General features: G+C 55.5%; 14 protein-coding genes and 3 pseudogenes. 7 read left to right on the top strand and 10 right to left on the bottom strand.

Annotated elements, in window-relative coordinates; genetic code table 11:
• Window positions 1–13: 13 nt before the first annotated feature.
• The 4 genes from entS to fes all read right to left on the bottom strand — a co-directional run bounded on the left by entS (window position 14) and on the right by fes (window position 11,349).
• Window positions 14–1,270, bottom strand: a complete 1,257-nt coding sequence (gene entS / locus JK231_RS11980) for an enterobactin transporter EntS (protein WP_211728643.1) — start codon at window positions 1,268–1,270, stop codon at window positions 14–16.
• Between the two features lie 70 nt (window positions 1,271–1,340).
• The gene (locus JK231_RS11975) at window positions 1,341–9,725 is read right to left on the bottom strand and encodes a non-ribosomal peptide synthetase (protein ID WP_211728642.1); all 8,385 of its coding nucleotides are present in this window, start codon (window positions 9,723–9,725) and stop codon (window positions 1,341–1,343) included.
• Between the two features lie 54 nt (window positions 9,726–9,779).
• Window positions 9,780–10,001: an MbtH family protein gene (locus JK231_RS11970; protein WP_211728641.1), complete on the bottom strand. Its 222-nt coding sequence runs from the start codon at window positions 9,999–10,001 to the stop codon at window positions 9,780–9,782.
• Complete coding sequence (fes, locus tag JK231_RS11965) at window positions 9,994–11,349, bottom strand: enterochelin esterase (protein WP_211728640.1); 1,356 nt, start codon at window positions 11,347–11,349, stop codon at window positions 9,994–9,996. Before fes ends, JK231_RS11970 begins: the two co-directional genes overlap by 8 nt.
• 276 nt (window positions 11,350–11,625) lie before the next feature.
• Here fes and JK231_RS11960 point away from each other — a divergent pair, with 276 nt between their 5' ends.
• Both JK231_RS11960 and JK231_RS11955 read left to right on the top strand, forming a co-directional pair.
• Window positions 11,626–13,815 (top strand): TonB-dependent siderophore receptor, encoded by a 2,190-nt coding sequence (locus JK231_RS11960; protein WP_211728639.1) that lies wholly within the window; start codon window positions 11,626–11,628, stop codon window positions 13,813–13,815.
• A 185-nt stretch (window positions 13,816–14,000) separates the two neighbouring features.
• Entirely contained in the window at window positions 14,001–14,459 is a 459-nt protein-coding gene (locus JK231_RS11955; RefSeq protein ID WP_211728638.1) for a hypothetical protein, read from the top strand.
• Window positions 14,460–14,500: 41 nt separating this feature from the next.
• Here the strand turns inward: JK231_RS11955 and JK231_RS11950 are convergent, their stop codons facing one another.
• The gene (locus JK231_RS11950; RefSeq protein ID WP_211728637.1) at window positions 14,501–15,130 is read right to left on the bottom strand and encodes a LysE family translocator; all 630 of its coding nucleotides are present in this window, start codon (window positions 15,128–15,130) and stop codon (window positions 14,501–14,503) included.
• A gap of 75 nt (window positions 15,131–15,205) precedes the next feature.
• Window positions 15,206–15,955: a YoaK family protein gene (locus JK231_RS11945; protein WP_211728636.1), complete on the bottom strand. Its 750-nt coding sequence runs from the start codon at window positions 15,953–15,955 to the stop codon at window positions 15,206–15,208.
• A 218-nt stretch (window positions 15,956–16,173) separates the two neighbouring features.
• Between JK231_RS11945 and JK231_RS11940 the strand changes: the two genes are divergently transcribed.
• The 3 genes and pseudogenes from JK231_RS11940 to JK231_RS11930 form a co-directional block, all read left to right on the top strand.
• Entirely contained in the window at window positions 16,174–17,076 is a 903-nt protein-coding gene (locus JK231_RS11940) for a lipid kinase (protein WP_097118824.1), read from the top strand.
• A 290-nt stretch (window positions 17,077–17,366) separates the two neighbouring features.
• A complete protein-coding gene (locus JK231_RS11935) occupies window positions 17,367–19,268 on the top strand; it encodes an acyltransferase family protein (RefSeq protein WP_211728635.1) in 1,902 nt (633 codons plus the stop codon).
• 5 nt (window positions 19,269–19,273) lie between these two features.
• Window positions 19,274–19,420: pseudogene (locus JK231_RS11930) on the top strand (transcriptional regulator); the annotation flags it as partial.
• On the opposite strand, the gene JK231_RS11925 reads toward JK231_RS11930, so the two are convergent.
• The 3 genes and pseudogenes from JK231_RS11925 to JK231_RS11915 all read right to left on the bottom strand — a co-directional run bounded on the left by JK231_RS11925 (window position 19,417) and on the right by JK231_RS11915 (window position 21,022).
• Entirely contained in the window at window positions 19,417–20,034 is a 618-nt protein-coding gene (locus JK231_RS11925; RefSeq protein ID WP_097118826.1) for a class I SAM-dependent methyltransferase, read from the bottom strand. The pseudogene JK231_RS11930 and the gene JK231_RS11925 sit on opposite strands and share 4 nt — an antisense overlap.
• 42 nt (window positions 20,035–20,076) lie before the next feature.
• Window positions 20,077–20,420, bottom strand: a pseudogene (locus JK231_RS11920) (cupin domain-containing protein).
• Window positions 20,417–21,022 (bottom strand): hypothetical protein, encoded by a 606-nt coding sequence (locus tag JK231_RS11915; RefSeq protein ID WP_211728634.1) that lies wholly within the window; start codon window positions 21,020–21,022, stop codon window positions 20,417–20,419. Before JK231_RS11915 ends, JK231_RS11920 begins: the two are co-directional and overlap by 4 nt.
• A gap of 245 nt (window positions 21,023–21,267) precedes the next feature.
• Here JK231_RS11915 and JK231_RS11910 point away from each other — a divergent pair, with 245 nt between their 5' ends.
• Entirely contained in the window at window positions 21,268–21,456 is a 189-nt protein-coding gene (locus tag JK231_RS11910) for a hypothetical protein (protein ID WP_211728633.1), read from the top strand.
• Window positions 21,457–21,522: 66 nt separating this feature from the next.
• On the opposite strand, the pseudogene JK231_RS11905 reads toward JK231_RS11910, so the two are convergent.
• Window positions 21,523–22,388 (bottom strand): annotated as a pseudogene (locus JK231_RS11905) (LysR family transcriptional regulator).
• 185 nt (window positions 22,389–22,573) lie between these two features.
• Here JK231_RS11905 and JK231_RS11900 point away from each other — a divergent pair.
• Window positions 22,574–23,893, top strand: a complete 1,320-nt coding sequence (locus JK231_RS11900) for an LLM class flavin-dependent oxidoreductase (protein ID WP_166932654.1) — start codon at window positions 22,574–22,576, stop codon at window positions 23,891–23,893.
• Window positions 23,894–24,001 lie beyond the last annotated feature (108 nt).

The following is a 24,001-nucleotide window of genomic DNA, read 5'->3' as shown; positions in this document are numbered from 1 at the left end:
GGCAGTTTGTGCACTAAGCAGCGGCTTGCTCAGTGGCCGGTGGTTCTTGCTGCAGCTGTGCCGAGCGCAAACCGCGTGCGGCCAGCGCGACCAGCAGCAGTAAACCTGCTGCCACGCCGCCGAACCACAGCACGCTGTTGAGTGCTGCCAGCATGCGTGCTAATGCACCCAGCCCCAGCGCACCCAGCGAATCGCCACTCACATCCTGCGCGGTGCCCAGGCTGTTGACCCGACCCAACAGGGCATCTGGCGTGTGGTGCTGAATCAAAATAAATTGCAGCAGGGAAGCGATAGCATTGCTGTAGCCATAAGCCACCAATGCCAGCAACGCCGGAATCAGTTGGCTATACAGCCCCAAAGAAGCGATGCAACCAAAGGCAGCCAGTGCACTCACCAGCAACACCAGGCCAGGTCGTGACAACTGTCGCACCCAGCCGCTGGTGAATGCGCCGATCATCGCACCCAGCGGCACGGCGGAATACATCAGCCCGAGCGCCGAAGCATCAACCTGCCACGTTTGCGCCAGTGCCGGGAACAGGATGCGCACCGCGCCCACCATACTGAGCAGCAAGCCGACCAGTACGGCCGCACCCACCACATTATGCCGGCAGACAAACTGAATGCCGCTGGCGAGCGCGCGCAAAGGGTGTTCAGGCTCCTGCTGCTCCGGTTTCATCGCGGGCAACCGCACCAGCGGGATCAGCGTCGCTAAGGTGCCGAGGGCGGCCACGGCAAAGGCCCAGCCGACGCCCGCCGCCACGATGATCATGCCACCCAGTGCCGGAGACAGTATCGCCCCCAGCCGTACGGTTAACATGCTCAGCGCACCGGCTTCCGCCAGATGCTCGCGTCCCACGATTAACGGAATTACCGCCATCAGCGCTGTCATGCCCAGCGCACCAAAAAATCCGTCCCAGAAGGCGAGCAAATAGAGCGCCCACAATGAAGGGGCAGGACTAAACGCGTTCAGGCTCAGCAACACAAAACCGATACCACAGGTGCCACGCGCAAAGAGGATCAGCTTGCGGCGATCATAACGATCCGCCAGCACGCCCCCGAGCAGCAGGCCAATAAACATGCCGATGCCATCCAGCATCACGGCGACGCCGACCTGCAAGGTCGAGCCGGTCATGGCCTGAATCTGGATCGGCACGCCCACTGCCAGCATGCCCAGCGCAAATACGGATAGCATGCGGGCGCAGAAGATAGCGCGAAACGCGGCGTTGTTTTTCAGCAGGCTGAAATCTAGAAGAATTGAAGGCTTAGCCATAAATATCCATTGTTAAAACGAGCAGGGGCGCACATCAGTGCGCCCACATTAAGTGGCCAAAGGCCGGGTGTTATGAGCGACTCTCAGATAACAAACGATTGATCAGCGGACCCAGCACTTTCAGCGAGGTGGCAGACAAAATGTCAGCGTGCTCGCAATCCAGCGGCCAGATTTCCAGGTCTGAAACAAACGGTTTCCAGGTCGCTGGCACATCCATGTCGGCAGGCAGGGTTTTCTCTGCCATAAACAGCGTGGCTTTACCGGCATAACGCGGCGTACGCGCTTCCGCCAGCCGTGCGACTGCGTCCTTGTAGTTGGAGACGATAGTGCTAAACATCGCGGCTTTCTCGGCACGTAACAGGGGATCGCGCTCATCTTCAGTAGCAGCCATAAACTCGGCCTGTTCCCGCGCCACTTCCTGCTCCGCCTCTTCAGCATCGGGCGTGCGCCAGTCCTGTCCTTCGGCCGGGTAAGTATCCAGCAGACCAAGGAAGGCCACGCTTTCGCCATTGGCCTGCAGACGCGCCGCAATGCCTTGTGCCAGCGTGCCGCCCAACGAGTAGCCCAGCAGGAAATAAGGCCCATGCGGCTGCTGCTCGCGAATCACAGCCAGATGGCGATCGCACATGGCTTCTACACTTGCACAGGCTGCGATAACACCCGCCGGGCGCGGTGATTGCAGCCCCACAATCGGGAAATCGCCGTCGAGATAGTGCAGCAGCGCGCTGTACTGCCAGGCGAACCCTGATGCCGGATGGATGCAGAACAGCGTCGGTCCCTGACCTGCACGCAGTGGCAGCAGTTCCCCGTTGCCGCTGCTGTCGCTGGCATCGCCTGACAACAGCGCTGCCAGTTTCTCCACGCTGCGTGCGGCGATGACCTGTCCGACACTCACCGGCTGCGCTACACGGCGGCGCATTTCTGCTGCCAGTCGCATCGCCAGCAGGGAATGACCGCCCAACGCAAAGAAATCATCGTCGGCATACACCTGCTCACATCCCAGTAGCTGCTGGAACAGTTCTGCCAGCATCTGCTCGTGAGGCGTTTCCGGCAGACGGCCAGCCTGCGTGCTGCGTTGCGGCAACGGCAACGCTTTACGATCCAGTTTGCCGTTAGCGCTGAGGGGCAAATCGTCCAGCAGCAAATAGCTCACCGGCTGCATGTGGGCGGGCAGGCGAGTGCTCAACTGCTGTTTTACCTGTTCGATGTCCAGTGCCACGCCAGGCTGAGCCACCAGCCAGCCGAGCAGCTGGCGGTTATCGATGCCCGCCGCCGCCTGTTGTGTCAAATTGCGCGCAGCCACGACCGCCTGCGCCACGCCCGGCAATGCCACCAGCGCCTGCTCAATTTCACCCGGTTCGATACGTTGTCCGCGCATCTTTAACTGATCGTCGCTGCGCCCCAGATATTCTACGGCGCCATCCTCACGCCAGCAGGCGATATCACCGGTTCGGTACATACGTTCGCCATCAGCAAACGGAGCGGCAATAAAGCGCTGCGCGGTAAGATCGGCGCGATGCAAATAGCCATCTGCCAGCTGGATGCCGCTGAGATAAAGATCGCCCGGCACGCCGACCGGCACCGGGCGCAGCAGGTTATCGAGGATATGCAGTTGGGTGTTCCACACCGGACGACCAATCGGCACGCCGGGGCCATTCAGGCCTTCGAGCGCGCTACCGCTGGCGGGTTGCCATGTGACATCCACGGCGGCTTCGGTCGGGCCGTACAGATTATGCAGCGGAGCGGCGATCACCTGCTGATAGCTGCGCGCCAGATCGCAGGCCAGCGCTTCTCCGCTGCAAAATACGCGGCGCAGTGAAGCGCAGGCGCGATCGGTGTGCGTACTGACATGCCCGACAAAGGCGGCCAGCATCGACGGAACGAAGTGCAGGGTGGTGACCTGATAATCGTCAATCAACTGCCACAGCGCCTGTGGATCGCGATGGGCATCCGGTGGCGCCATCATCAACTGCGCGCCGGTCATCAATGGCCAGAAGAACTCCCACACCGAAACATCAAAGCTGCACGGCGTTTTCTGCAACACCACATCGTCGCTGCGCAGTGGATAGCTGGCCTGCATCCAGCGCAAGCGGTTAACGATGGCGCGTTGATTGACTACCACGCCTTTCGGCTTGCCGGTGGAACCTGAGGTGTAAAGCACATAAGCCGGGCGCTGCGCGTCGGGTTTAGGCAATGGATGACGTGCTACCGTCTGTGCGCTGGCAAGGCGATCAAACATCATCAGCGTGCCAAAGTCAGCAAAACGATTTTCCAGCGCCGACTCGGTGATCACCACCCACGGTCGTGCATCGTCCACCATGTACGCCAGACGTTCATCGGGATAACCAATATCCAGTGGCAACCAGGCTGCGCCCGCCTGCAAGATGGCGGTAAGGGCAATACTCAGACGAACCGAACGCGGCAAGGCAACGGCAACGATATCGCCTGGCATCACGCCCGCTTCGATCAGTCGATCGGCCAGCAATGTGGCCTGACGCTGCATCTCGCGGTAGCAGAGCTGATGCTCAACATCACACAGCGCCAGCGCGTCCGGTGTGCGTGCGGCTTGCTGGGCGATGGCTTGTTGTAGGGTTTCATTTTCCAGCTGCACGCCGGTGTTATTGACCCACTCGAGCAGCGATTGCTCGGCGAGGGTTTGCAAACGCCACTGCGTTAACGGCAGATCTGGTGTGGTCACCAGCTGCTGTAACAGCAGCAACAGGCGTTCAGCCAGACGGTCGGCATCGGTGACGCAAGCGCGGTATTCCATTAATAGCGTCAACTGTTCACCCGGCAGCACCAGCAGCGTCAACGGATAATGGGTATAGCCGCGGTTGTGGATCGCGTCGCAGCGCACCTTCGCGTTGGCGTCGAGTAATGTCTGATTATCAGGATAGTTCTCCACCACCAGCAGGGTATCAAATAGCGTACCCGCACCCGCCAGCTGTTGGATTTCAGCCAGTCCAAGGCAATCCTGCTCAATCAGCTGGATCTGACGATTTTGGTGCGCGGCTAACTGCTCCAGCAACGGGCGTTGAGTATCAAACCGCACGCGCACCGGCAGCGTGTTACTGAACAGACCGACATGTTGATCGATCCCTTCAATCTGGCCGAAACGACCTGAAACCGGCGCGCCAAATATCACGTCCTGCTGACCACTGGCAATCGACAACATCATGCCCCACAGGCCCTGCATCACGGTGTTGAGGGTCAATCCGCGAGTGCGGCACAGCGCATAGAGTTCGCGCTCCAGCGAGGCGTCCAGCGTAATGCGTTTTTCCTGAACAGCACTCTCGGCGGCATTGGGATATAGCAATGTGGGCCGCACGTCGCGCAGGCACTCTTGCCACTGCTGGCGAGCCTGATGCTCATCACGCTGGCTAAGCTGGCGCACGATGTCGGCATAATGGGTGCGTTGGGCGGCCAGCGGCTGTTGACGCAATGCGCTAAGTAAATCGTTTAAAATCACCGGCGTTGACCAGCCATCCACCACCAGATGATGCGCATTGAGCAGCAGCGTCCAGCGTGCTTCATGGCGATGCGGGATTAGCGTCGCCTGCAACATCACCGGCTGCCGGAACAGATCCTGTGACAGCGCCTGATGTTCAGTGGCGTCAATATCCTCGACTTCCAGCACCTGTAGCGGCCAATGCAGATCGCCTTCCGGCAGCAACTGCAAGGGTTGCAGACTGAGTTCGCTATCAAACCTGGCGGCGAGCTGCGGATGGCGCTGCAACACCTGATTGAGCGCCTGCTGCACCGATGCTACCGACACATCACCGCTGAGGGTTAATCGCGTCAGTGAGTTATAGCTGCCTTGCGCGCCACTGGTCTGCGCGTGGAACAGTAATCCTTTCTGCAACGGCAGCAGCGGCAAGACGTGGCTAAAGGCCCCGTGACGTGCGCGCAAACGTTGCAGCAGCGCATCATCAACGCCTTCAAGATTGATTTCCGCAGCGACCAGCGTGTTGGCGGCCTGCTGTGGCTGTTGCTCTGCGAAGTGGTAAAGCTGTTGCGCACCCAGAGCGATGGCCTGATGCAGTTGCTCAATCTGATCGGCATGCAAGACGCCCTCCGCCCAGCTCCAGTTCAGCGCCAGCTGCTGGTCATCAACAAACACGTTGAGTTCCAGTGCGTGCTGTAACGGCATGGCATCGTCCTGAATCACCGCAAAAGTGTCGCGGAACTGCTGCGCGGTCCGCTGAGGCTGCCAGTGACCGGCGGATTGAGTGAAGCGGCCGAGATAATTGAACAGCACCTGTGGCGCATGGTCGGCGGCCAGTTTCGCCAATGTAATGCCACGGTGGGCATCCAGCCAGCGCAGTTGGCCATAACCGATGCCGCGATCCGGCACGGCACGCAGCGCGGATTTTACCGCGCGCACGCTGTCATTGAGGTCGGCCGAAGCAGGCAGGGCGAGCAGCAGAGGAAACTCCGCTGTCAGCCAGCCCACCGTGCGCGCCAGATCCTGATGATCGTGCAACTCGGCACGGCCGTGTGACTCCAGCGTCACGCGTTGTAACGCACTGCCGTTCATGCTGCGCAGCGCCAGTGAGAGCAGCGTCAGCAGTAACTCTTCGCTGGTGGCACGGAATTGCTGCGGCAGGGTATGTAGCAAGGCAGAGCTGGTGGCCAAATCAAGCAGGGTGCGCTGATGCAAGACACGCTCGTTACCCGTTAAGGCTCGCTCACCCAGCGCCGGCAGCGGTTGTTCCAGCATGCGTTGCCAGAACGGCATTTCGCTGGCGCGTGACGCCAGGTTGGCCAGTAGCGTAGCGGACCAGTCATGCAGCGAGGTTTCTTCAGCGGGCAAGGTGATCGGTGCACCGCTTAGCAGTGCATCACCGGCCTGTTGCAGTTCATCCAGCAATACTCGCCATGACACGCCATCCACCACCAGATGGTGCAGCGTTAACACCAATCCGCAGCTTGCACCTTGTGTCTGGAGCAGGGTTGCCTGTAGCAATGATCCTGTCGCCGGATCGAGGCGTGCTGCATCGTCACGGAAGGCCTGATCGGCGGCCTGGTCATATGCTGACACTTCGATAACACGACAACGCGCAGGGCGCGCAGAGAGCGATTCGCCCACCACTAACTGCTTATCACGCGTGAAGGCGTTGAGGGCTGGATGCGTGTTGGTAAGCTGTTCAATCAGCTGTTCCAGCTGCGCGAGTTGCAGCTCTGGCGGCACCGACAGCAGCACGCCGTGGGCGAAGCGCGCGTTAATGCCCGCCTGCGCATGGAACCAGTGCAGAATCGGCAGACCACCAATCGCGCCCTGTTGCGACACGCGGGCATGTTGAGTGTGTTGCGTTAGAGGGGCGAGATCTTGCGCCATACGTGCGGCGGTGCGTTCGGCAAAAATGTCACGTGGGCGAAGCATATAACCAGCGCGGCGAGCGGCGGTGCTGAGGCCCATTGCCGAAATACTGTCACCACCGAGTGAGAAGAAGTCATCTTCTGCGCCGACGCTCTCCAGCCCGAGCAGGCTGGCCATCGCCTGGCAAATTAACGCTTCCTGCGGGGTGCGCGCCGCGCGGCTTTGCTGTTGCTGAGCCTGATGGGGTTTCGGCAGTGCCTGGCGGTCGATTTTGCCATTCACATTCAGTGGTAGATCATCCAGCACCATCAGCACGGCTGGCAGCATATAGTCCGGCAACTGGCTACCCAACTGCGCCAGCAAGCGGTTGCTGATTTGCGGATCGGCGCGCAAGGCATCATCCTGCACCGAGCAGTAGCCAATCAGACGGTGCGTGGCGCCCATCACTTCGGCAATCACCACTGCGGTACTGACTTCGGGCAGCGCCACCAGCGCGTTTTCGATTTCACCGAGTTCGACGCGGAAACCGCGCACTTTGATCTGGTGATCCACGCGTCCGATAAACGCCAGTTGACCATCCTGACGCCAGCGCATCACATCGCCGCTGCGATACATCACCTCGCCTTCGCGGAAGGGGTTAGCCACAAAGCGCGCGGCTGTCAGATCCGGGCGGCGCAGATAGCCGCGCGCAATGCCGGTTCCGGAGATGTAGAGTTCGCCGGTGCAGCCAATCGGTACTGGACGCAGCTGGCTGTCGAGCAGATAAACCTGGCTGTTACCCACCGGGCGGCCAATTACCGGCTGCGGAGAAGCCAGCACGCTGGCACCGAGGGTATCAATGGTGTACTCAGACGGGCCGTAGTAATTGTGGATTTCCATCTGATGCTGTTGCTGCATCAGTTTCCACAACGTCGGCGTGGCCGCTTCACCGCCAATCATGACAAACGCAGGGCGGTGGTTTTCCGCTTCCAGTAATCCGCTGTCGATCATCTGAGAGAAGAATGACGGCGTGATGTCCAGCAGATCGACCGGCACCGCGTTCATCTGCTGAATCAAACCCCAGGCATCGCGACGTAGTTCTTCGTCGAAGATATTCAGCTCGCAGCCCATCAGCATGCAGAACAGCGGTTCCCACGAAGAGTCGAATGAGAACGACGCGGTATGACCGGCGCGCATGCGGCGCGGGTTGCTGGCGTGGAAGCGGTCAATCGCCGGTCCAAACAGATGTTCGCGATGTGACAGGAACAGATTCAGCAATCCCTGATGTGTGCTCATCACGCCTTTTGGCCGGCCGGTGGATCCGGAGGTGTAAATCATATAGGCAAGATCGTCGCCGCACAGCAGAGTGCTCGGTACGCTGGTCGGCTGTGCCGCCAGTTCGCTCTCCAGCTGATCGATGCACAGCGCGGGAAGGGCCGGCATCTGCGCCAGTGTCGTGGAGTGAGTCAGCAATAATGCGGGTTGCGCATCGTCACACATTAGTGCCAGACGTTCGCGTGGGTAGTCAAGATCCAGCGGCATGTAGGCCGCGCCGCTCGCCAGCACACCAAAGATGGCGACCAGCGAATCCACCGAGCGCGGAATACCCATCGCCACCACGTCGTCTGCTTGTAAGCCACGCGCCATCAAGGCATGTGCCAGTTGCATGGCGCGGTCGGTCAGCTGGCGATACGTCAGTGACTGTGTGCCACAGACGACTGCCGTCAGGTCAGCGCTTTGTGCCGTGCGTTGCAGCAGCATATCCACGATGGTGGTCGCCCCCGCAGGCGGGGTGATTTTCGGGCCAGTGGACCAGCGCTGTAAATCAGCCTGTTCGTCTGGAGCAATGATCGAAAGCGTATCCAGAGTGGCTTCGGGTTGTGCAGCGAACTGCGTGAGCAGATGACGAATACGGTCTGCGTGACGCTGTAACATTTGTGCGTCGTAGCGCGCAGGGTTAGCCACCAACGTTAACTGCAATGCGCCATCACGGAAGCCCACTTCAAACTCAATATCGTCAACCGGGCCCATGGCTAAGGTGTGGGTCGCCGCCGGAATGCCATCGAATTGCAGATCATCATGGTAGACCTTGACGTTAATCACCGGCCCGTAAAGCTGTTGGCTGCTGCCGACCAAACCCAGATCGCGACGCAGTTGCTCTGCTTCATAGCGCTGATGACGGCGTGCTTTGCGGATTTCCGCCTGTACCTGCTGCAGCAGCGCGGCTAAATCGGTGTGATGAGGGATGTCGAAGATCAGCGGCAGCACGTTGACCACCGGCCCCAACGTCGTCAGTGCCGCTGAGCCCATGCGGCGCATAAACGGAAAGCCAATCGCTAAGCGCGAGCTGCCGCTAATGCGCGCCAGATAAGCCACCAGCAGGGCACTGACAATATCGCCTTCGCTGCAATCCTGGAACGCCACGTGCTGGCGCAACGTTGTCAACTCCGGCAGCGCGACGTGGCAGCTGATCGGACGATCGCCAGCATCCGTTACGCTTTCACTGGAGAGCGTTAAAGTTTCGGGTAGTTCAGCCGCATAGGTCTGCCAGTGGCTGGCGGAACGGGCAAACGCCGGGGATACTCCCCACTGCTGATACTCATCAATCACCTCGCTAAACGGCGTGAAGGGTGAAAGTGAGGGTTCTTCGCCACGGCACAGTTCGGCATAGATGGCCGCCACGCGCTGCGTCAGCGCTTCGAAACTGAAGCCATCAACCAGCAGATGGTGATATCGCTGATACCACCACCAGCTGCCATCACCCACGCGCATTAACACGTGGCGATACAGCGGCTTATCACCGTCGGCCGCCAGTTCGGCGCGCAGATCGGCCTGCATCAGTTTATGCGCCTGACCGGTGGCGTCCGCGCGCTGGCTGAAGTCATGCCACTCCGGCAGCACCTGTGCCTGCTCGCCAAACCATTGCGCGGGATTCCCGTTTTCATCGAGGCCAAAGCGTGCCTGCACGGTATCGGCTTCAGCCATGGTCTGGCGGATGGCGCTGTCCAGGGCGGCGCGGTTGATGTCGCCGTGTAGCACGCTGTAGTGCGCCACGGTAAATTGATTGCGCTGCTGCGCAATAGCGTCAGCGATCCAGATGCCGGGCTGAGCCGCCACCAAAGGATACGCAGGTGAATGCGTGATTAACGATGCCAAAGGAATGTTCCCGTCTAAAAAAATCGAAAAAAGGAAAAGTTAAAAAGCGAAAAATTAATGTGCGCTGGACGACGTCTGTTGCGTCGCTGGTCGCATGTCCTGCCAGTGTGTTTCGATGTACTCAATCGCTGCGGCACGCGGCAGCGGTCCCGCCACGTTTTGCCAGCCCGCAGGCACCTGAGCAAATGCGGGCCACAGGCTGTACTGCTGACGCGCGTTGATCAGCACCAGAAAATTGAGCGCGTCGTTATCAAACGGATTTTGTTGTTCAGACATGGTGGTTACCTTTTGAGGTTGGGTCAGAGGGAAGATCGGCCAGCAGCCAGCGGCAGCCGTCGATCAAGCCGCCGCGCCAGCACAGCGCGTCGTGCCCTCCGGCGTAGCAGCGGAAAAACAGTTCGTGGCCGGCGGCTTCCAGCGCGGGACGTATTTGTTGATTCACGAACAACATGTCCTGCTCGCGATCGCCGACTTCCTGGAAAATCTTCAGCTTGCCAGCGGGCAGGGCGTTGTCCTGTAAGCGCTGCAACAGCAGACCCGGAGCGTGCCGTTCACGGTTAGCGTAATCGCGGATGTATTGCAGATGCGGCCACCAGAACGAGCCGGATTGCGTGAGGATGCGGCCAAAACGCTTTGGCCAATGCAGACCGGCGTACAGCGCCGCGAGGCCACCATAGCTTTGCCCCGCCACCAGCGTGCGGCAGCCATCGCTGCTGAACGCGGCATGCTGACGGGCCAGCGGCAACAGTTCCTGTTGCACCGCCTGCCAGAAGGTTTCGTTGCAGGGCAGCTCAACCTCGCGATGCTGGCTATCGATTACGTCGATAAACAACCAACAGGCAGGCGGCAGTTCGCCGGCATCGGTGACCTGATCGAGGGCGCTGAAAATCGGCTGTCCGTATACCCAATTCTGCCCATCCAGCAGAATCGCCAGCGGGCGCTGATCCGGTTGCGCAGTCTGTCCGGTGGTGTAAAGCCAGACGTGACGCGTGACATTGAGCAGATCGCTGTGCCACTGCAAAGTTTGCAGGCCATCCGGCCAGGTTTCGGCTAAACCGGCATCCAGCTGTTGCCAGGCGGATTGATCAGGCGCCTCGGGCATATGCGCATTACTCAGCGCAAAACGGCGGCTGCTCAGAAACGGGGGCGAAGGATTCAGCATGTCGGGGATCGCCAGTGGCATCAGCGAAATCCACCATTTGCGTTGCAGCACCCGGCAGGTTTCGTCACTGCCGCAGAACAGCGGGGGCAAATGCTCAGCGGTCACCGGGATCAGGCTATAGCTGCCGCGCCAGTCAGATTCGATCTGCGTCGACCAATGCCAGACATCACTGTTGCCGACGCGAACAAGGGATTCAGGCGCCTGGCTGTGATGATCGGTGACGCCGTTTATATCGATATAAACCTTTTTGGTAGACGATAACTCGGAACGGCCTTCTGGATCGCGCCAGAAGAAATGCATGCGCGTTTCGCCATCTGCCTCATGCTCAATCACCGGCGTACCCGCCTGATGAAGCTGTTCCCACCAGCGATGGCTGCCGAGATCGTCCTGCTGTAACCACTGGGTAACTGTTCCAGTGGGCAACCAGATTTGCGTCATTTGTTCTGGGTCACTGAGAAACATCCTGCAATCTCTCTCCACATTTTCTTCAAAGACTTTACATTAACAAACGTAATGCAAATGCTATTGATAACGATTTACATTTGCAATATTATTTTTGTGCCGAATAAATCCCCTATTTTTCAGATGATTATTCTGAAATAGGCTTTTAAGGGGGATTCAGGGCCGCGTTTGACCAGAGGAAGTTATATTTCAATCCGTTACAGCTTTCGCCATTGGGTGAAGGGGAATGGACGGATTATTTCATCGACAAGGCAGTTTGAAATAGAGATGGCAACTATGTCCGTTAAAGCAAAAAATTTAGCAATACCTGCTGTGGCACTTCCGTTCAGATTCTCCCGTCTTCACCTGTCACTGGCCTCAATTCTGCTGGTGGCGCCTGCCACTTTCAGCGTCGCGGCAGAAGAGACCATCACCGTGAATGCAGATGCGCGTGAAAGCGTGACGTCTCCACTGCAAGGCTATGTGGCGAAAGAGAGCGCTGCAGGTACCAAAACCTCAACGCCACTGCGTAAAACCCCGCAATCGATTTCGGTGATTACGCGTGAGCAGATGGACGATCAGGCAGCGCCGTCGGTGGCGGATGCACTGAGCTACACCAGCGGTGTGCTGACCAACTACCGTGGCAACTCGAACCGTAACGATGAAATCATCGCGCGTGGTTTCCGCTATGCACCGAAATTCCTCGATGGCTTGAGCTATGGCTTATCCGGCCAGGCTGGCGCGGCAGGACAGATCGACCCATGGTTGCTGGAGCGTGTGGAGATGATTCATGGCCCGGCATCGGTGTTGTACGGCCAGGTTAACCCCGGCGGTGTCATCGCGATGACCAGCAAGCGCCCAACCGCGCAGAGCATTCATAAAGTTCAGCTTAGCACCGGTAATCAGCATCTGGGCGAAGCGGCGTTTGATTTCGGCGGCAAACTGAATGACGACAACACGCTGTTTTATCGTCTCAACGGTATCGCCAGCACCAAACATGAGTTCGTGAAAGATAACAAACAGCAGCGTATGGCGATTGCCCCGGCGCTGACCTGGCTGCCCAACGCGGACACCAGTTTCACCTTACTGACCATGTATCAGAACGAGCCAAAGGCCGGATATCGTAACTTCCTGCCTGCCAACGGCACACTGTTTAATACCAGCGCGGGCTACATTCCTTACGATTTCAACGTCAGCGACCCGAGCTTTAACGAAGCGAAACGCGAGCAGACTTCTGTTGGCTACATCTTCGAGCATAACTTTAACGACAACATCAGCTTCACGCAGAATATGCGTTACAGCAACATGGATGAGTCGTACAAATACCTGGTGTACACCTTCGATGTTGATGGCAGTGACCATCAGATCAACCGTCGTCCGCAGCATGACAAAATCAAGTCCAAAGAACTGGGCATTGATAACCAGGTGAAAGCAACGTTCGATACTGGCAACGTTGCGCATACCGTGCTGGGCGGGCTGGATTACAAATGGAGCGATGTCGATAACAAACTGTGGCGCGACAGCGGTGATCAGTACATTCTCGACTGGGCGAATCCGACCAGCGTGACGATCAATGAGAGCGATCTGGCGTTGAACACCAGCACGCGCAAAAAGCTCGATCAGGTTGGCGTGTATTTGCAGGATCAGCTGGAATGGAATCAATGGAATCTGCTGCTGTCCGGTCGCCAGGACTGGTCAGAAGTGCGCACGCAGGATCGCATTGAGAACACCTCCACCCAGCAAAATGACAGCAAGTTCACCGGCCGTGCCGGTCTGTTGTACGCCTTCGATAATGGCCTGTCGCCGTATATCAGCTACAGCACCTCGTTCGAACCGAACCTGAGCACCGGGGCGCCGGGTAGCGATCCGTTCGCACCGACTACGGGTGAACAGACGGAGATCGGTATCAAATATCAGCCAGTGGGTTGGGATGCAGTGTTCACCGTTTCCGCGTTTGATATCACGCAGAAAAACATCACCTCTTACAACAGCGAACTGGGTTACAACGAGCAGATCGGTAAGGTGAAGTCCAAAGGTATCGAGACGGAAGCGCACGCGCAAATTACCCCCGAAATTAAGGTGATGGCGGCTTATACCTTTACCGATGCAGAAACCAAAGAGAGCAACACCGCGGCGCAGGTTGGCAAAACGCCTTCCAGCATTCCGCGCCATGCCGCATCTGCCTGGGGCAGCTACAGCTTCCTGAGTGGTGCGCTGAACGGTCTGACGCTCGGCAGCGGTGTGCGTTACACCGGCACCGCTTGGGCGGATTCCATCGGTCAGGACAAGGTTCCGCACTACACGTTGTATGACGTGATGGCGAAATATGAGCTGGGCGAAGCGGCGAATTCACTGCGTGGCACCACGCTTCAGCTGAACGTGAACAACGTGGCCGACAAGCACTATGTTGCCTCCTGCAGCAACACCAGTGCGTGCTTCTACGGCAGCGGTCGCTCGATTGTGGCATCTGTCAGCTACAGCTGGTAAGCGTGATAAGGCAGGGCGTCCTTGCGGGTGCCCTGGTTTTACCCATTTGCATTCCGTGCTGTGTTCCTGCAGATGAAACACCTGGAGACAGGTTTTCGGAAAATACTGGATTTGTGTGACTGTCATCACTCCGCGAGGCACGCTAAAATAATCGCTTCTCATTTAGCAAAAGGTTTTTCGTCACGATGTTTTCGCGTTTCACTCTGGCCGCTCTGACGGCCGCACTTATGCTTACCGGTTGTGCACGCCACGCCGCAGATAGCAACGCTACGGCGCAAGCTGACGCTCCAGCCGCTGCCCCCATCGAAAATGACAACATTCCTTCGCAGTTTGATAGTGGCCCTACGGTGATTAACGTATCGCATTTGGTCACCCGCACTGATGACGGCTCATCCGTTTACGTGACGGTAGATGGTCAGGATGCCGGGCTGTTGCAGAAAGGCGAGAATAAAGAGATTCGCGTTGCTGAAGGTAAACACCAGATCGGTGGTTACGTGCAGACGCTGTTTGGTTTTGGCAAGGTGACCATCGCGTCGGTGGATGTGACCACCGACACCAAAGGCCCGAAAAACGTGGTCTATTCGGTGACGCGCCAGAAGCCGACCTTTAGCGAAACCCAGGCCGCCGCGCCAAACAACTCCTGATGAGTTATGCGGTGCTGCTGTGTTGTCAGCACCGCTCACGTTTAACTCCGGCTGAACACCAGTTTTAATCCCGCAACGGCGAAGCAGCAGGCCAGCAGCGCATCCAGCCCACGGCGGATACGGCGATAAAAGGCCGCCATCACCGCAGTGGAGAATAACAGCGCATAGCCGCAAAACACCAGCACGCAGATCGTGGCACAACCGGCGATGATCATCGGTAAGGTTGAAGTCGCTGCATCCGGTTTCAGTGCCACCGACATGATCGCCACCCAGGTCAAAATCGCCTTGGGATTACCGACGTGCATCAAAATACCCTGACGAAACAGCCTGATAAAGGCGACTTTGTCGCCGCTGGCGCTGAATTCATTCGCATCAGGACGGCGTAAAGCCGATTTACCCGCCTTATAGGCCAGCCACAGCAGATATAAGCCACCGCCGATTTTCAGCACAATCAAGAGCTGAGCAAAGGTTGCCAGTACGGTTAACACGCCGCAGGCTGCCAGCTGCGCCCACATCATCGAACCGCTGATCACACCACTTGCCAGCGCCAGTGCGGCACCGCGTCCTTTCTTCATCGCCGTGCCCATGATCGCCATATTGCTCGGGCCAGGGCTGGCGGTGGCAACAAAATAGGTGGTGTAGATTAAAATCAATTCGTGTGAAAGCGCCATGTCGTCCTCTGCGATGAGATTGTCCTGCTTTTGTTATATCGCCAGCATCGCAGAATGACTACTGCTGATTCCGTCTTAAGAAGGAATCGCTTTGGCGTAACCGCGACGCTTCACTTTATAAAGCGTGCAAATGATCGAAAGCGTGGCAATTACCACCAGAATCAATCCGGGGCCAATCAGCGATCCGAAGCCTAACGCATTAAAGATCAGTAGACCGACAATTCCACCGGTCAGGAAGGAGAAAATGGTCACCAGATGGGTATTCAGCTGCTGTTTAAAGGCACGGATGTTTTTGGAGGGATCGCGGCGTAATAATGCAACAAATACCGAACCGATAGAGATACCTGCATCGGTTAGTGTGCCGGTAATATGGGTCGATCGTACGCGGCCGTTCGAAAGTTGCGTCGAGGTGGAATTGTGCACACCCATTAAAAATGCCAGTAGTAATAATATTTCTGCGTTATTATTCGATGAGAAATAATAGATCTCGAACAGCGACGTCAATATTAATAACACGCCTTCAACCAATAGAATGCAGCTAAATATGGTGCGTAGCCCATTAATTACGCCAAGCACCACCGAAATCCTTGCCACCACCGCACCGGTGACAAAGGCACCAATCATGGCAATGAAGACTTTAAGATTACGTATATCCATCTCATTCAAATCGCTGGATATTTGTGCGATGTTGCCGGACATATGCGAGGGGAAAAAGCCAAAAGCGGCTAACGCCATGGCGTTCAATAATCCCGCTGATGTGGCCAGGCAAAGGGCGAGATTACGATCTTCAACGTGTGTTCTGGTGCGCTTCAGTTTTATCAGCATAATTCACCCTTGCTCATTGAGAGTATTGTGCTAACGCAATGCGTCAAATCTGGTGTTCGCCAGTGAATAAGTGAAGCACAAAAATCTTAAGGGGATCTTAATAACTTTCAGATATAGATAAATCTTATTATGGGTGTAAAGATATCTAAGGAAGATTGCCAGTTGCGTTATCTCTGTTTACTTTGGCCTGATGCATTTAATTTCAGGGAAATATCGAAATGACCCATTCTGGTGCTCAACCTGAGCAGCGGCGCGCGCTACTGCTGGTCAATCGTCGGGCACGTCGCGGTGCGCAGTGGGCGGATCTGGCACATCAGCAATTATCGGCAGCAGGCTATTCCCTGATTACCCCGCACGAAGATGATGAACGCAGTTACAGTGAATTGATTCTGGCGCATCAGCATCAGGTGGATGTGGTGATTGTCGGCGGCGGCGATGGCACGCTGAATGCAGCGGCACCAGGGCTGATGCAATCCCGCTTGCCGCTGGGCATTTTACCGCTCGGCACGGCCAATGACTTTGCCCGTACATTAGGCATTCCTTTTAATGTGGATGCAGCAATCAACATCATCGTCACAGGGCACACGCGGCGTATCGATCTGGGTGAAGTCAACGGCCATCTGTTTTTGAACGTTTCCAGCGTAGGCTTCTCTGCCAGTCTGGCACGCAATCTCACCGCAGCAGCCAAGAAAAAGTGGGGCACAGCAGGTTATGCGCTGGCCGCATTACGTCTGCTGCGGCAAAGCCGCCCGTTCAGCGCCATGCTGCATTATGATGGCCAGCAGGAAGCAATTAAAACGGTGCAATTTTCGGTGGGCAACGGCCGCTTTTACGGCGGTGGGATGACGATAGACAAGGATGCTGCACCCGATGATGGTCGTCTGGATGCTTATAGCCTCGAAGTGCGCCACTGGTGGCAAATTCTGGCGCTTTTTCCTTCCTTGCGCCGTGGCACGCATGGTCGCTGGGGCAGCGTGCGTACGCTGAGCGGCACTCAATTTAGCCTGCACACCCGGCGTACGCATGACATTAATGCTGATGGGGAAATTATTGGCCGCACGCCTGCGCACTATCGTTTAATTGAGGGGGCGATTTCGGTATTAGCACCAGATAAACCTTAACAATTCACTATGCTGGAACGTTAATATCGGCTGATGAGAGTGTGCCACTATTCTGAATATCCAGAACTCATTTCATTTAAGTCAATAATCAGTTCGTTAAGGTGTTCCTCTTTTTACCTCTGACAACCTGATGATAATTCGAGGTGTCATTCGATCACCTTGAGATAAATCATCGGGTGCACAGTTCCATTTCTCGTATGATGGCGATGAAATGACAGACCTTTCATCGATTGCCGCGCCTTACCACAATCTTTACATTATCCTGAAAACCTCTTTCAGGGATCATCCCAATGAATTTCCGCTCTGACATAAACGGGCTGCGTGCCTATGCGGTTATGTTAGTCATCCTCTACCACTTTGGTTTTCCCCTGGTGAGCGGAGGATTCCTCGGTGTGGATGTGTTCTTTGTTATTTCTGGTTATTTAATGACGGGAATTATTCTCTCGCGACTTAATCATCAGAAATTTTCACTGATGGCTTTCTATGCCGCGCGCTGCAGACGAATTATCCCGCCATTAATGGTGCTGTGCGCAATATTAATGTTGATGGGTTATTTCCTGATGCCGCCAGACGAGTATCAACGCATGGCGGAGCATGCGGTCTCCAGCCTCAGCTTTATATCCAATGTGGTCTATTTCAAACAGGGCGGTTATTTTGATACCGGATCGGTATATAAATGGCTGCTGCATACCTGGTCGTTAAGCGTTGAGTGGCAGTTTTATTTGTTATTACCTTTGGCGTTGATGTTCACCGCGCGTTTCCTGCGCCAGCAATTTGCCTGGGTGATGAGCATAGCGGCGCTGTTGTCGTTTGGCCTGGTGCTGGCGATGGTTGCTGCTGATTTTCATCTCACCGCCACCTATTATTTGTTGCCCACCCGCGCGTGGGAAATGCTGGTTGGCGGATTAGTTTATCTGGCACCTAAAACACGACTGAGCGGGCAGGGCTGGGTTCCACCACTGAGTATTCTGGCGCTGATTTTGTGTGCGCTGATATTTGATGAGAATATCGCGTGGCCCGGCATCATGACGTTGATACCGGTGATGTTCACCGCGCTGATCCTTCATGCGGGGGTACAGAACAGTCGGTGGTTAAATCATCGCGTGATGCAGCACATCGGTAAAACGTCTTATTCGATCTATTTATGGCATTGGCCCTTGTGGGTGTTCTGGCATCTGGCGGACTGGCCGGTCACGTTCGTCAGCCAGGTATTACTGATCCTACTGTCACTGGCTGCCGGTTGGGCTTCTTACGTCTGGGTTGAGAACAGGCAAAGCTGGTTCAGCCGGAAAACCTTTATCGCGCTGGGACAGGCTGCTGTGGTGATGTTGTTCGGTGTGACGATCGTTGCGAGGGCGGGAATCCCTTCGCGCGCGCCCGCCGTGGTGGCCTCAATCGATCACTATTCACAGCAACGCTTTGCGCTGGCTAAAAATTGCTTTGTACTTAGCGGCATCACATCACCACAGTGCGTATTTGGCGATGCCAGAAGGGTGAATCTGGTGGTGCTGGGTGATAGCCACGCCGCCGCCATGTTGTCCTCGATTGTGGCCAGCGCGGGAACGCAGGATGGCGTGGTGTTCATCGCACAGTCTGGCTGTCCTTCAGTGCCGGATATTCAACGCAGCGCCAGCCCTGATTGCGGTGGCTTTGTAAAAGCGGCAATGGCTGATATTGAACGCAAATACCCCAACGCATCGGTATTGATCATCAATCGCATGTCGTTTTATCTGCACGGCGAATATGGCAGCGGCAGCAGCGCACCGACCTATAGCTTCAGGCAGGACGGCAGTTCTGTTGCCGCCTACCAACAGCATTTTGGCGCCGCAGTGAAACAGCTCGCCAGCCATCATCGCGTCTTTATCATGACGCCGGTGCCGGAATTCGGTTATGACGTGATTTATCGCATGTCACGCGATGCGATGCGCGGCAAAGTGCTGACCATTCAGCAATCTCGCGCTGAGTATCAATTACGTCATCAGGACGCGCTGGCAATGCTCAACAAGATCGTGGCGCTCTCACCTAACATCACCTTGCTGGATGCCACGCAGGGATTGTGTGACAGCCGTTACTGCTACGGAGCCAGGGAGAATGTGCCGCTGTATCGCGACGATAACCACCTTTCGGAAGTGGGAAACAAAAGTCTGAGCGGGGTGTTTGCAGGGATGTGGGGGATGATTGAGGGGCGGTGATGAGAATCGCTCAACCGTCGGTTGCTGCAATTGAAGCGCGCGGCGAAGATCTGAAAATTGCCACTTTAAAGCGTTATGTTGAGGCGCTGGGCGGGCAATTAACGATTGGCGTAAATATGCCTGGCGGCCAGCACGTCGATTTTGCGCTTTAAGCAGTTTTGTTTTTCTGAGCCAGCCACACCGTCCTGCCACCGCAGGTGGCATCTTCGGTGACCTGATTAACCACGCTGAAACTGTTATCCGACAGCAGTTGGCGGAATTCATCGTGATCCAGACTGGCATGATAGAGCGGGCGTTCAAGGAAAGTGCCCATTGCTTCGCCGTCGCCGTGCCCGCTGGTGAACATCAATGCCGCGCCGTTCTGGGCATGCTGAGCAAAACGTGGAAACATCGCGCGTTGATGATCGCGCGTCAGGTGGAAGAAGCTGTCCCATGCGATGATGCCGTTGAAAGCCTTCGCGAGTGCCAGCGTGCGCATGTCGGCAATATGCCATTGCGCCTGTGGGAACCTTTCCCGACAGCGGGCAATCATCGGCTCGGAAGCATCCACCCCAGTGACCTTGAATTGCTGCTGCAAAAAGTGCTGCGCAATAGGAATACCCGCGCCGCAGCCCACATCCAGGATCTCACCGCCAGCGGGAATCAGATCCAGAAAACGCGCCAACCAGTGCTGCTCGATAAAGTGCTTAATGCGATGGTTATCCCAGACTTCGGCACCTTCCCGATACAGGTCAATAATATGGTCAGCTTCTTTTTCGTGATTCATGGCCTGCCTTCATTGGGGTTGAGGGTTCATTATCGTTGAAACTCAGCATGCTGAAAGATCAGTACGGTCCCCTCGTGGCGTTGGATGGGAGATAACAAGAAATTCCACTGGAGATTCACTATCGTTCCTGGCCTGATGCTTTGCACCTGGGGCGATTTCCAGTCCCTGCTGGCCATGATGTCGTGTTTCTCACCTTCCAGTTCCATCGTCAGGACGCCCTGCAGAACGAAAAAGAATTGTCTGGATACGGAGTGAAAGTGACGTGTTTCACAGGTGCCAGGAGGCATTTTCTCATGAATAATCAACATGTCCTGACGATTGACTAAATACCAACCGTCGCAGTTATCACCCCAGACATAATGCTCAGCATTCTCTTGCGAAATCATCTCGTTTCCTTATCTGAATATTTTTCTAACTCCCGCTTAACGGCGCTCAACGTTCTGCGTCGAATCAACCCACTTCCCGCTCTGATCGCCAGCCAATAAGCTGCCATCTTAAAATGAGAGGCTTTGTCGGGGCAGTGGATGAACGTTTCCGTAATAAGTTCGGACTGGCTGCCATTAATGATATTAACTTGATAGCGCAGCAACAGCTTTGCAGCACCCGGCCGCGCGGGCTGCTGATACTCTTCAGCGTCTGAAATCTTTTCCAAGCCAAAGTCGGCACGCCAAAACTCGCCTCTTAACCCATAGCAAAGTTCTAAAGCAGAGGCGTGAAGAAGCGTGAAGGTTTGCAGACCGAATTGATCATCCTGGGATACAGGGGCCTTTCTTTGCAGTTTACGCGGCAACTGTCGTATCGACATCAATGCCCGGATCACCGCATCCTGCTCAAGATCGAAGGCCTTGATAAGCGGCATGATCTTTTCCGGGCTGGTGGTTTGGATTACCGCACTGTGTTTTTCGTGGAACTGGAAATCAGGCAGGTAGGGCGGAACGTCACCCCAACTAGTCAGCATTTTCTTTGACACAAAACCCAGTGAAATCATCCTTAACCTCGTTTTGGGGTGTTAATGCATAGCCCGTTGGATGCGGTATATGTTTATTAACATAATCAGGTCGTCTGCGAAATTAAAGAATGGAATGCTCACTCTCAGGGGAAGGGGGCTCTGTAGCGGGTCATCCTAAGGATGAAAATGCGCCCGGTGGCGCATTTTTTTGCGACTAAAGAACCAACCAGAGATATCCTGCATTGAACAAAAATCGCCCACTCAAACTTAGGAGAATAAAATCCATGAAAAGCGCAACTGCAAAGTCCTTTAAAAAAGCGAACGCGTTGTTGAAAAGTGGTGAATTCAGGGAGGTGGTGCTGGATTTTAATATCAGTGCCGATGAGTTTTTTGAACTTGCGGATCGCTGGGCAGAACGAGGAGCCAAAATCAAAAAAGAAGATGGTTCGTTTGTTATCAGGCTAGCCAAATGATGTCCAGCCAGGGCTAAAAATCGCGATGTACGCAACGTCGACGAGGCGAAGTCCACGGGGAACAAGTCATAAGGCCTCAATGACAACAGACAGGCGTTTCATCACGTGATGAGGAGCCCGGGACAGCTGTCTTGTAGAGTTAATGCATAGTCCTAGAATCAGCGGACGCAGCGGCCTGTTCTTTAGAGGAACAAAATGTAAACGTCCCGCTTTGACATCTTCCATGACGTCGAGCCAGCACAGCACACTCACTCCGGCTCCTCCCGCAATGAGCGCTTTAATCAGGCGAATATCATTGCAGGAGATTGCTGACTCGGGCACCTGACGTGCATGGGCATAAATTGATCGGACACGTTCGTGAACGACCAGTGATTTACCTGGAAGAATATGCTTTTCCTCATTCAGGTCAGATAGGGAAAGCGCCACATTATCTTTATACCTGTGCTGAGGCGGCAGAACGATGCCCATCTCAATCTCTGCAAAGGCGAACACTTCAAGTCCGACAACGCTTTCCGGGTCGAGTATCAGTCCAAAATCAATTTCGGAATCCCGTACCTGTTGTGTTACTACCGCGCTGCTTTCAACATTTAGTTGGAGATCCAGCCAGCTATGCTCTTGAGCAATGGCAGAAATCTCGTCACAGAGTTGCCCCTCCGTCAAAGCCTGAACCAGCCCGATACTGACCTTACCGCGCCTGAGCCCCTTAATGTCATCAAATCTTTGTTTTGTCACGTTAAAGTCACGTTGCCAGCGGAGTAGGTCGGTGTAGAGAAGTTCACCTGCCGTTGTCATACGCATGCCCCCCGGCAGTCGCTCAAACAAAGGTATACCCAGATTTTCTTCCGCCTGGAGGATCTGCCGATTAATGGCTGACGCGGAAACGTGCAGCTTTCCGCTGCTTTTCGAAGACTTCCATGGCGCGCAACTTCCATAAAGTAGGCTGCAAAACGGGAAAACGGACTCGTGGCGACCCTGTATAGTTTTATGCAACGGGTACGTGCATTTATGCTGATGGATTAGTACACCTTAAATTACACATACTGCCATGGCAATGCACAGGCTAATCATCCAGGCGATGAGATCGCGCTTTGGCACAGTATTAATAAGAGGTGAGTTTATGACACAAAAGAAGCTTCATTTAGCCTTGTTTCTCTTCCCGGGATATCACCTCGGAGCCTGGAGATTGCCGGACGCCATTCCAGAGATAGATCTGGACATCGACCATCTGGTGCACGCCGCACAGCTTGCAGAAGCCGCCAAATTGGATGCCATTTTTTTCGAAGACCAGGCCGCCGTGCGTCGCAGTAATGACATCCTGGCGGGTGATAAATACGGCGCGGCTAACCCCCGTTCAATTCACTTTGATCCTACGATGGTGCTGCCGCTTCTCGCAGCCCATACCTCAAGATTGGGCCTGGCTGCCACAGCCACGACGACATTTAACGAACCGTTCAACATTGCGCGTCGGTTCTCAACGCTCGATTTTATAAGCAAGGGGCGCGCGGGATGGAATTTAGTCACTTCCTTTAACGAAGATGAAGCGCAAAACTATGGCCTGGATGCCCATGTTGGCCACGCAGACCGTTATGGAAGGGCGGAAGAGTTCGTTGATGTTGTTAACGGCCTCTGGGAGTCATGGGATGAGGATGCAATCACGCGGGATAAGCAGAGCGGTGTTTACTTCGATGTTGATAAGATGCATTTTCTTCAGCACCAGGGGACGCATTTTAAGGTTCGTGGTCCACTTCCGATGGGGCGCAGCCCACAAGGGCGACCTGTTATTTTTCAGGCTGGTGCCTCAGAGCCCGGCCGGGCGCTGGCGGCACGAACAGCTGATGTGGTATTTACACTGCAATCCACCATCGAAGGCGGGCGCGCATTTCGTGATGACATTCGTCGGCGCGCTCAGGAATTCGGGCGCTCACCTGATTCAATCAAAATCCTGGTGGGGCTTACTCCCATCATTGCCGAAACAGACCAGAAGGCCAGAGAACTGGCCGATCAAATGTTAGCCCTGATTCCAGATGATATTGCCCTAAGTAATCTGAAACCCCTAGCGGGTGGGGTAGATTTTCGCCAGTTTGACCTTAATGAACTGGTACCAGAACTGCCTGAATCAAACGCGGGAAAATCGCACCGGGACGCAATTATGGCTATTTCCCGCGATAAAAATCTCTCCGTCCTTGAAACTGCCCGCTACTTCGCGGAAGGCAGCTACCTTAAAGCCATCGGTTCCCCAGCCACGGTTGCCGATCAGATGCAAGCCTGGCTTGATGCCGATGCCTGTGATGGATTCCTTGCAGTACCCACTCATTTCCCAACAGGGGTAGAGGCATTAACTGGACTTCTAGTGCCGGAACTGCAACGACGAGGCATATTTCGTACCGAATATGAAGGAACCCATCTGCGGGACCACTTAGGACTGACTAAATATTGACTGATAACAGAGGCTATGAAGATAACAGTGCTGACCTGCCCCCAGGATTAGATACAACCTTCAGTTAGTAATGTCGGTTGGTTTTTCTTCATATTTCCCGTTTCGCCA

It is taken from the genome of Pantoea sp. JGM49 (assembly GCF_018257655.1).
GTDB classification, from domain to species: Bacteria; Pseudomonadota; Gammaproteobacteria; order Enterobacterales; family Enterobacteriaceae; genus Pantoea; species Pantoea communis.
Note: the sequence above shows the minus strand (reverse complement) of the source record. Positions and strands in the feature narration are given on the sequence as shown.

Excerpts from the sequence above, each read along its gene's own strand:
- entS (WP_211728643.1), bottom strand. The coding sequence starts at position 1,270 with ATGGCTAAGCCTTCAATTCTTCTAGATTTCAGCCTGCTGAAAAACAAC.
- JK231_RS11970 (WP_211728641.1), bottom strand. The coding sequence starts at position 10,001 with ATGTCTGAACAACAAAATCCGTTTGATAACGACGCGCTCAATTTTCTG.
- fes (WP_211728640.1), bottom strand. The coding sequence starts at position 11,349 with ATGTTTCTCAGTGACCCAGAACAAATGACGCAAATCTGGTTGCCCACT.
- JK231_RS11960 (WP_211728639.1), top strand. The coding sequence starts at position 11,626 with ATGTCCGTTAAAGCAAAAAATTTAGCAATACCTGCTGTGGCACTTCCG.
- JK231_RS11955 (WP_211728638.1), top strand. The coding sequence starts at position 14,001 with ATGTTTTCGCGTTTCACTCTGGCCGCTCTGACGGCCGCACTTATGCTT.
- JK231_RS11950 (WP_211728637.1), bottom strand. The coding sequence starts at position 15,130 with ATGGCGCTTTCACACGAATTGATTTTAATCTACACCACCTATTTTGTT.
- JK231_RS11945 (WP_211728636.1), bottom strand. The coding sequence starts at position 15,955 with ATGCTGATAAAACTGAAGCGCACCAGAACACACGTTGAAGATCGTAAT.
- JK231_RS11940 (WP_097118824.1), top strand. The coding sequence starts at position 16,174 with ATGACCCATTCTGGTGCTCAACCTGAGCAGCGGCGCGCGCTACTGCTG.
- JK231_RS11935 (WP_211728635.1), top strand. The coding sequence starts at position 17,367 with ATGAATTTCCGCTCTGACATAAACGGGCTGCGTGCCTATGCGGTTATG.
- JK231_RS11925 (WP_097118826.1), bottom strand. The coding sequence starts at position 20,034 with ATGAATCACGAAAAAGAAGCTGACCATATTATTGACCTGTATCGGGAA.
- JK231_RS11915 (WP_211728634.1), bottom strand. The coding sequence starts at position 21,022 with ATGATTTCACTGGGTTTTGTGTCAAAGAAAATGCTGACTAGTTGGGGT.
- JK231_RS11910 (WP_211728633.1), top strand. The coding sequence starts at position 21,268 with ATGAAAAGCGCAACTGCAAAGTCCTTTAAAAAAGCGAACGCGTTGTTG.
- JK231_RS11900 (WP_166932654.1), top strand. The coding sequence starts at position 22,574 with ATGACACAAAAGAAGCTTCATTTAGCCTTGTTTCTCTTCCCGGGATAT.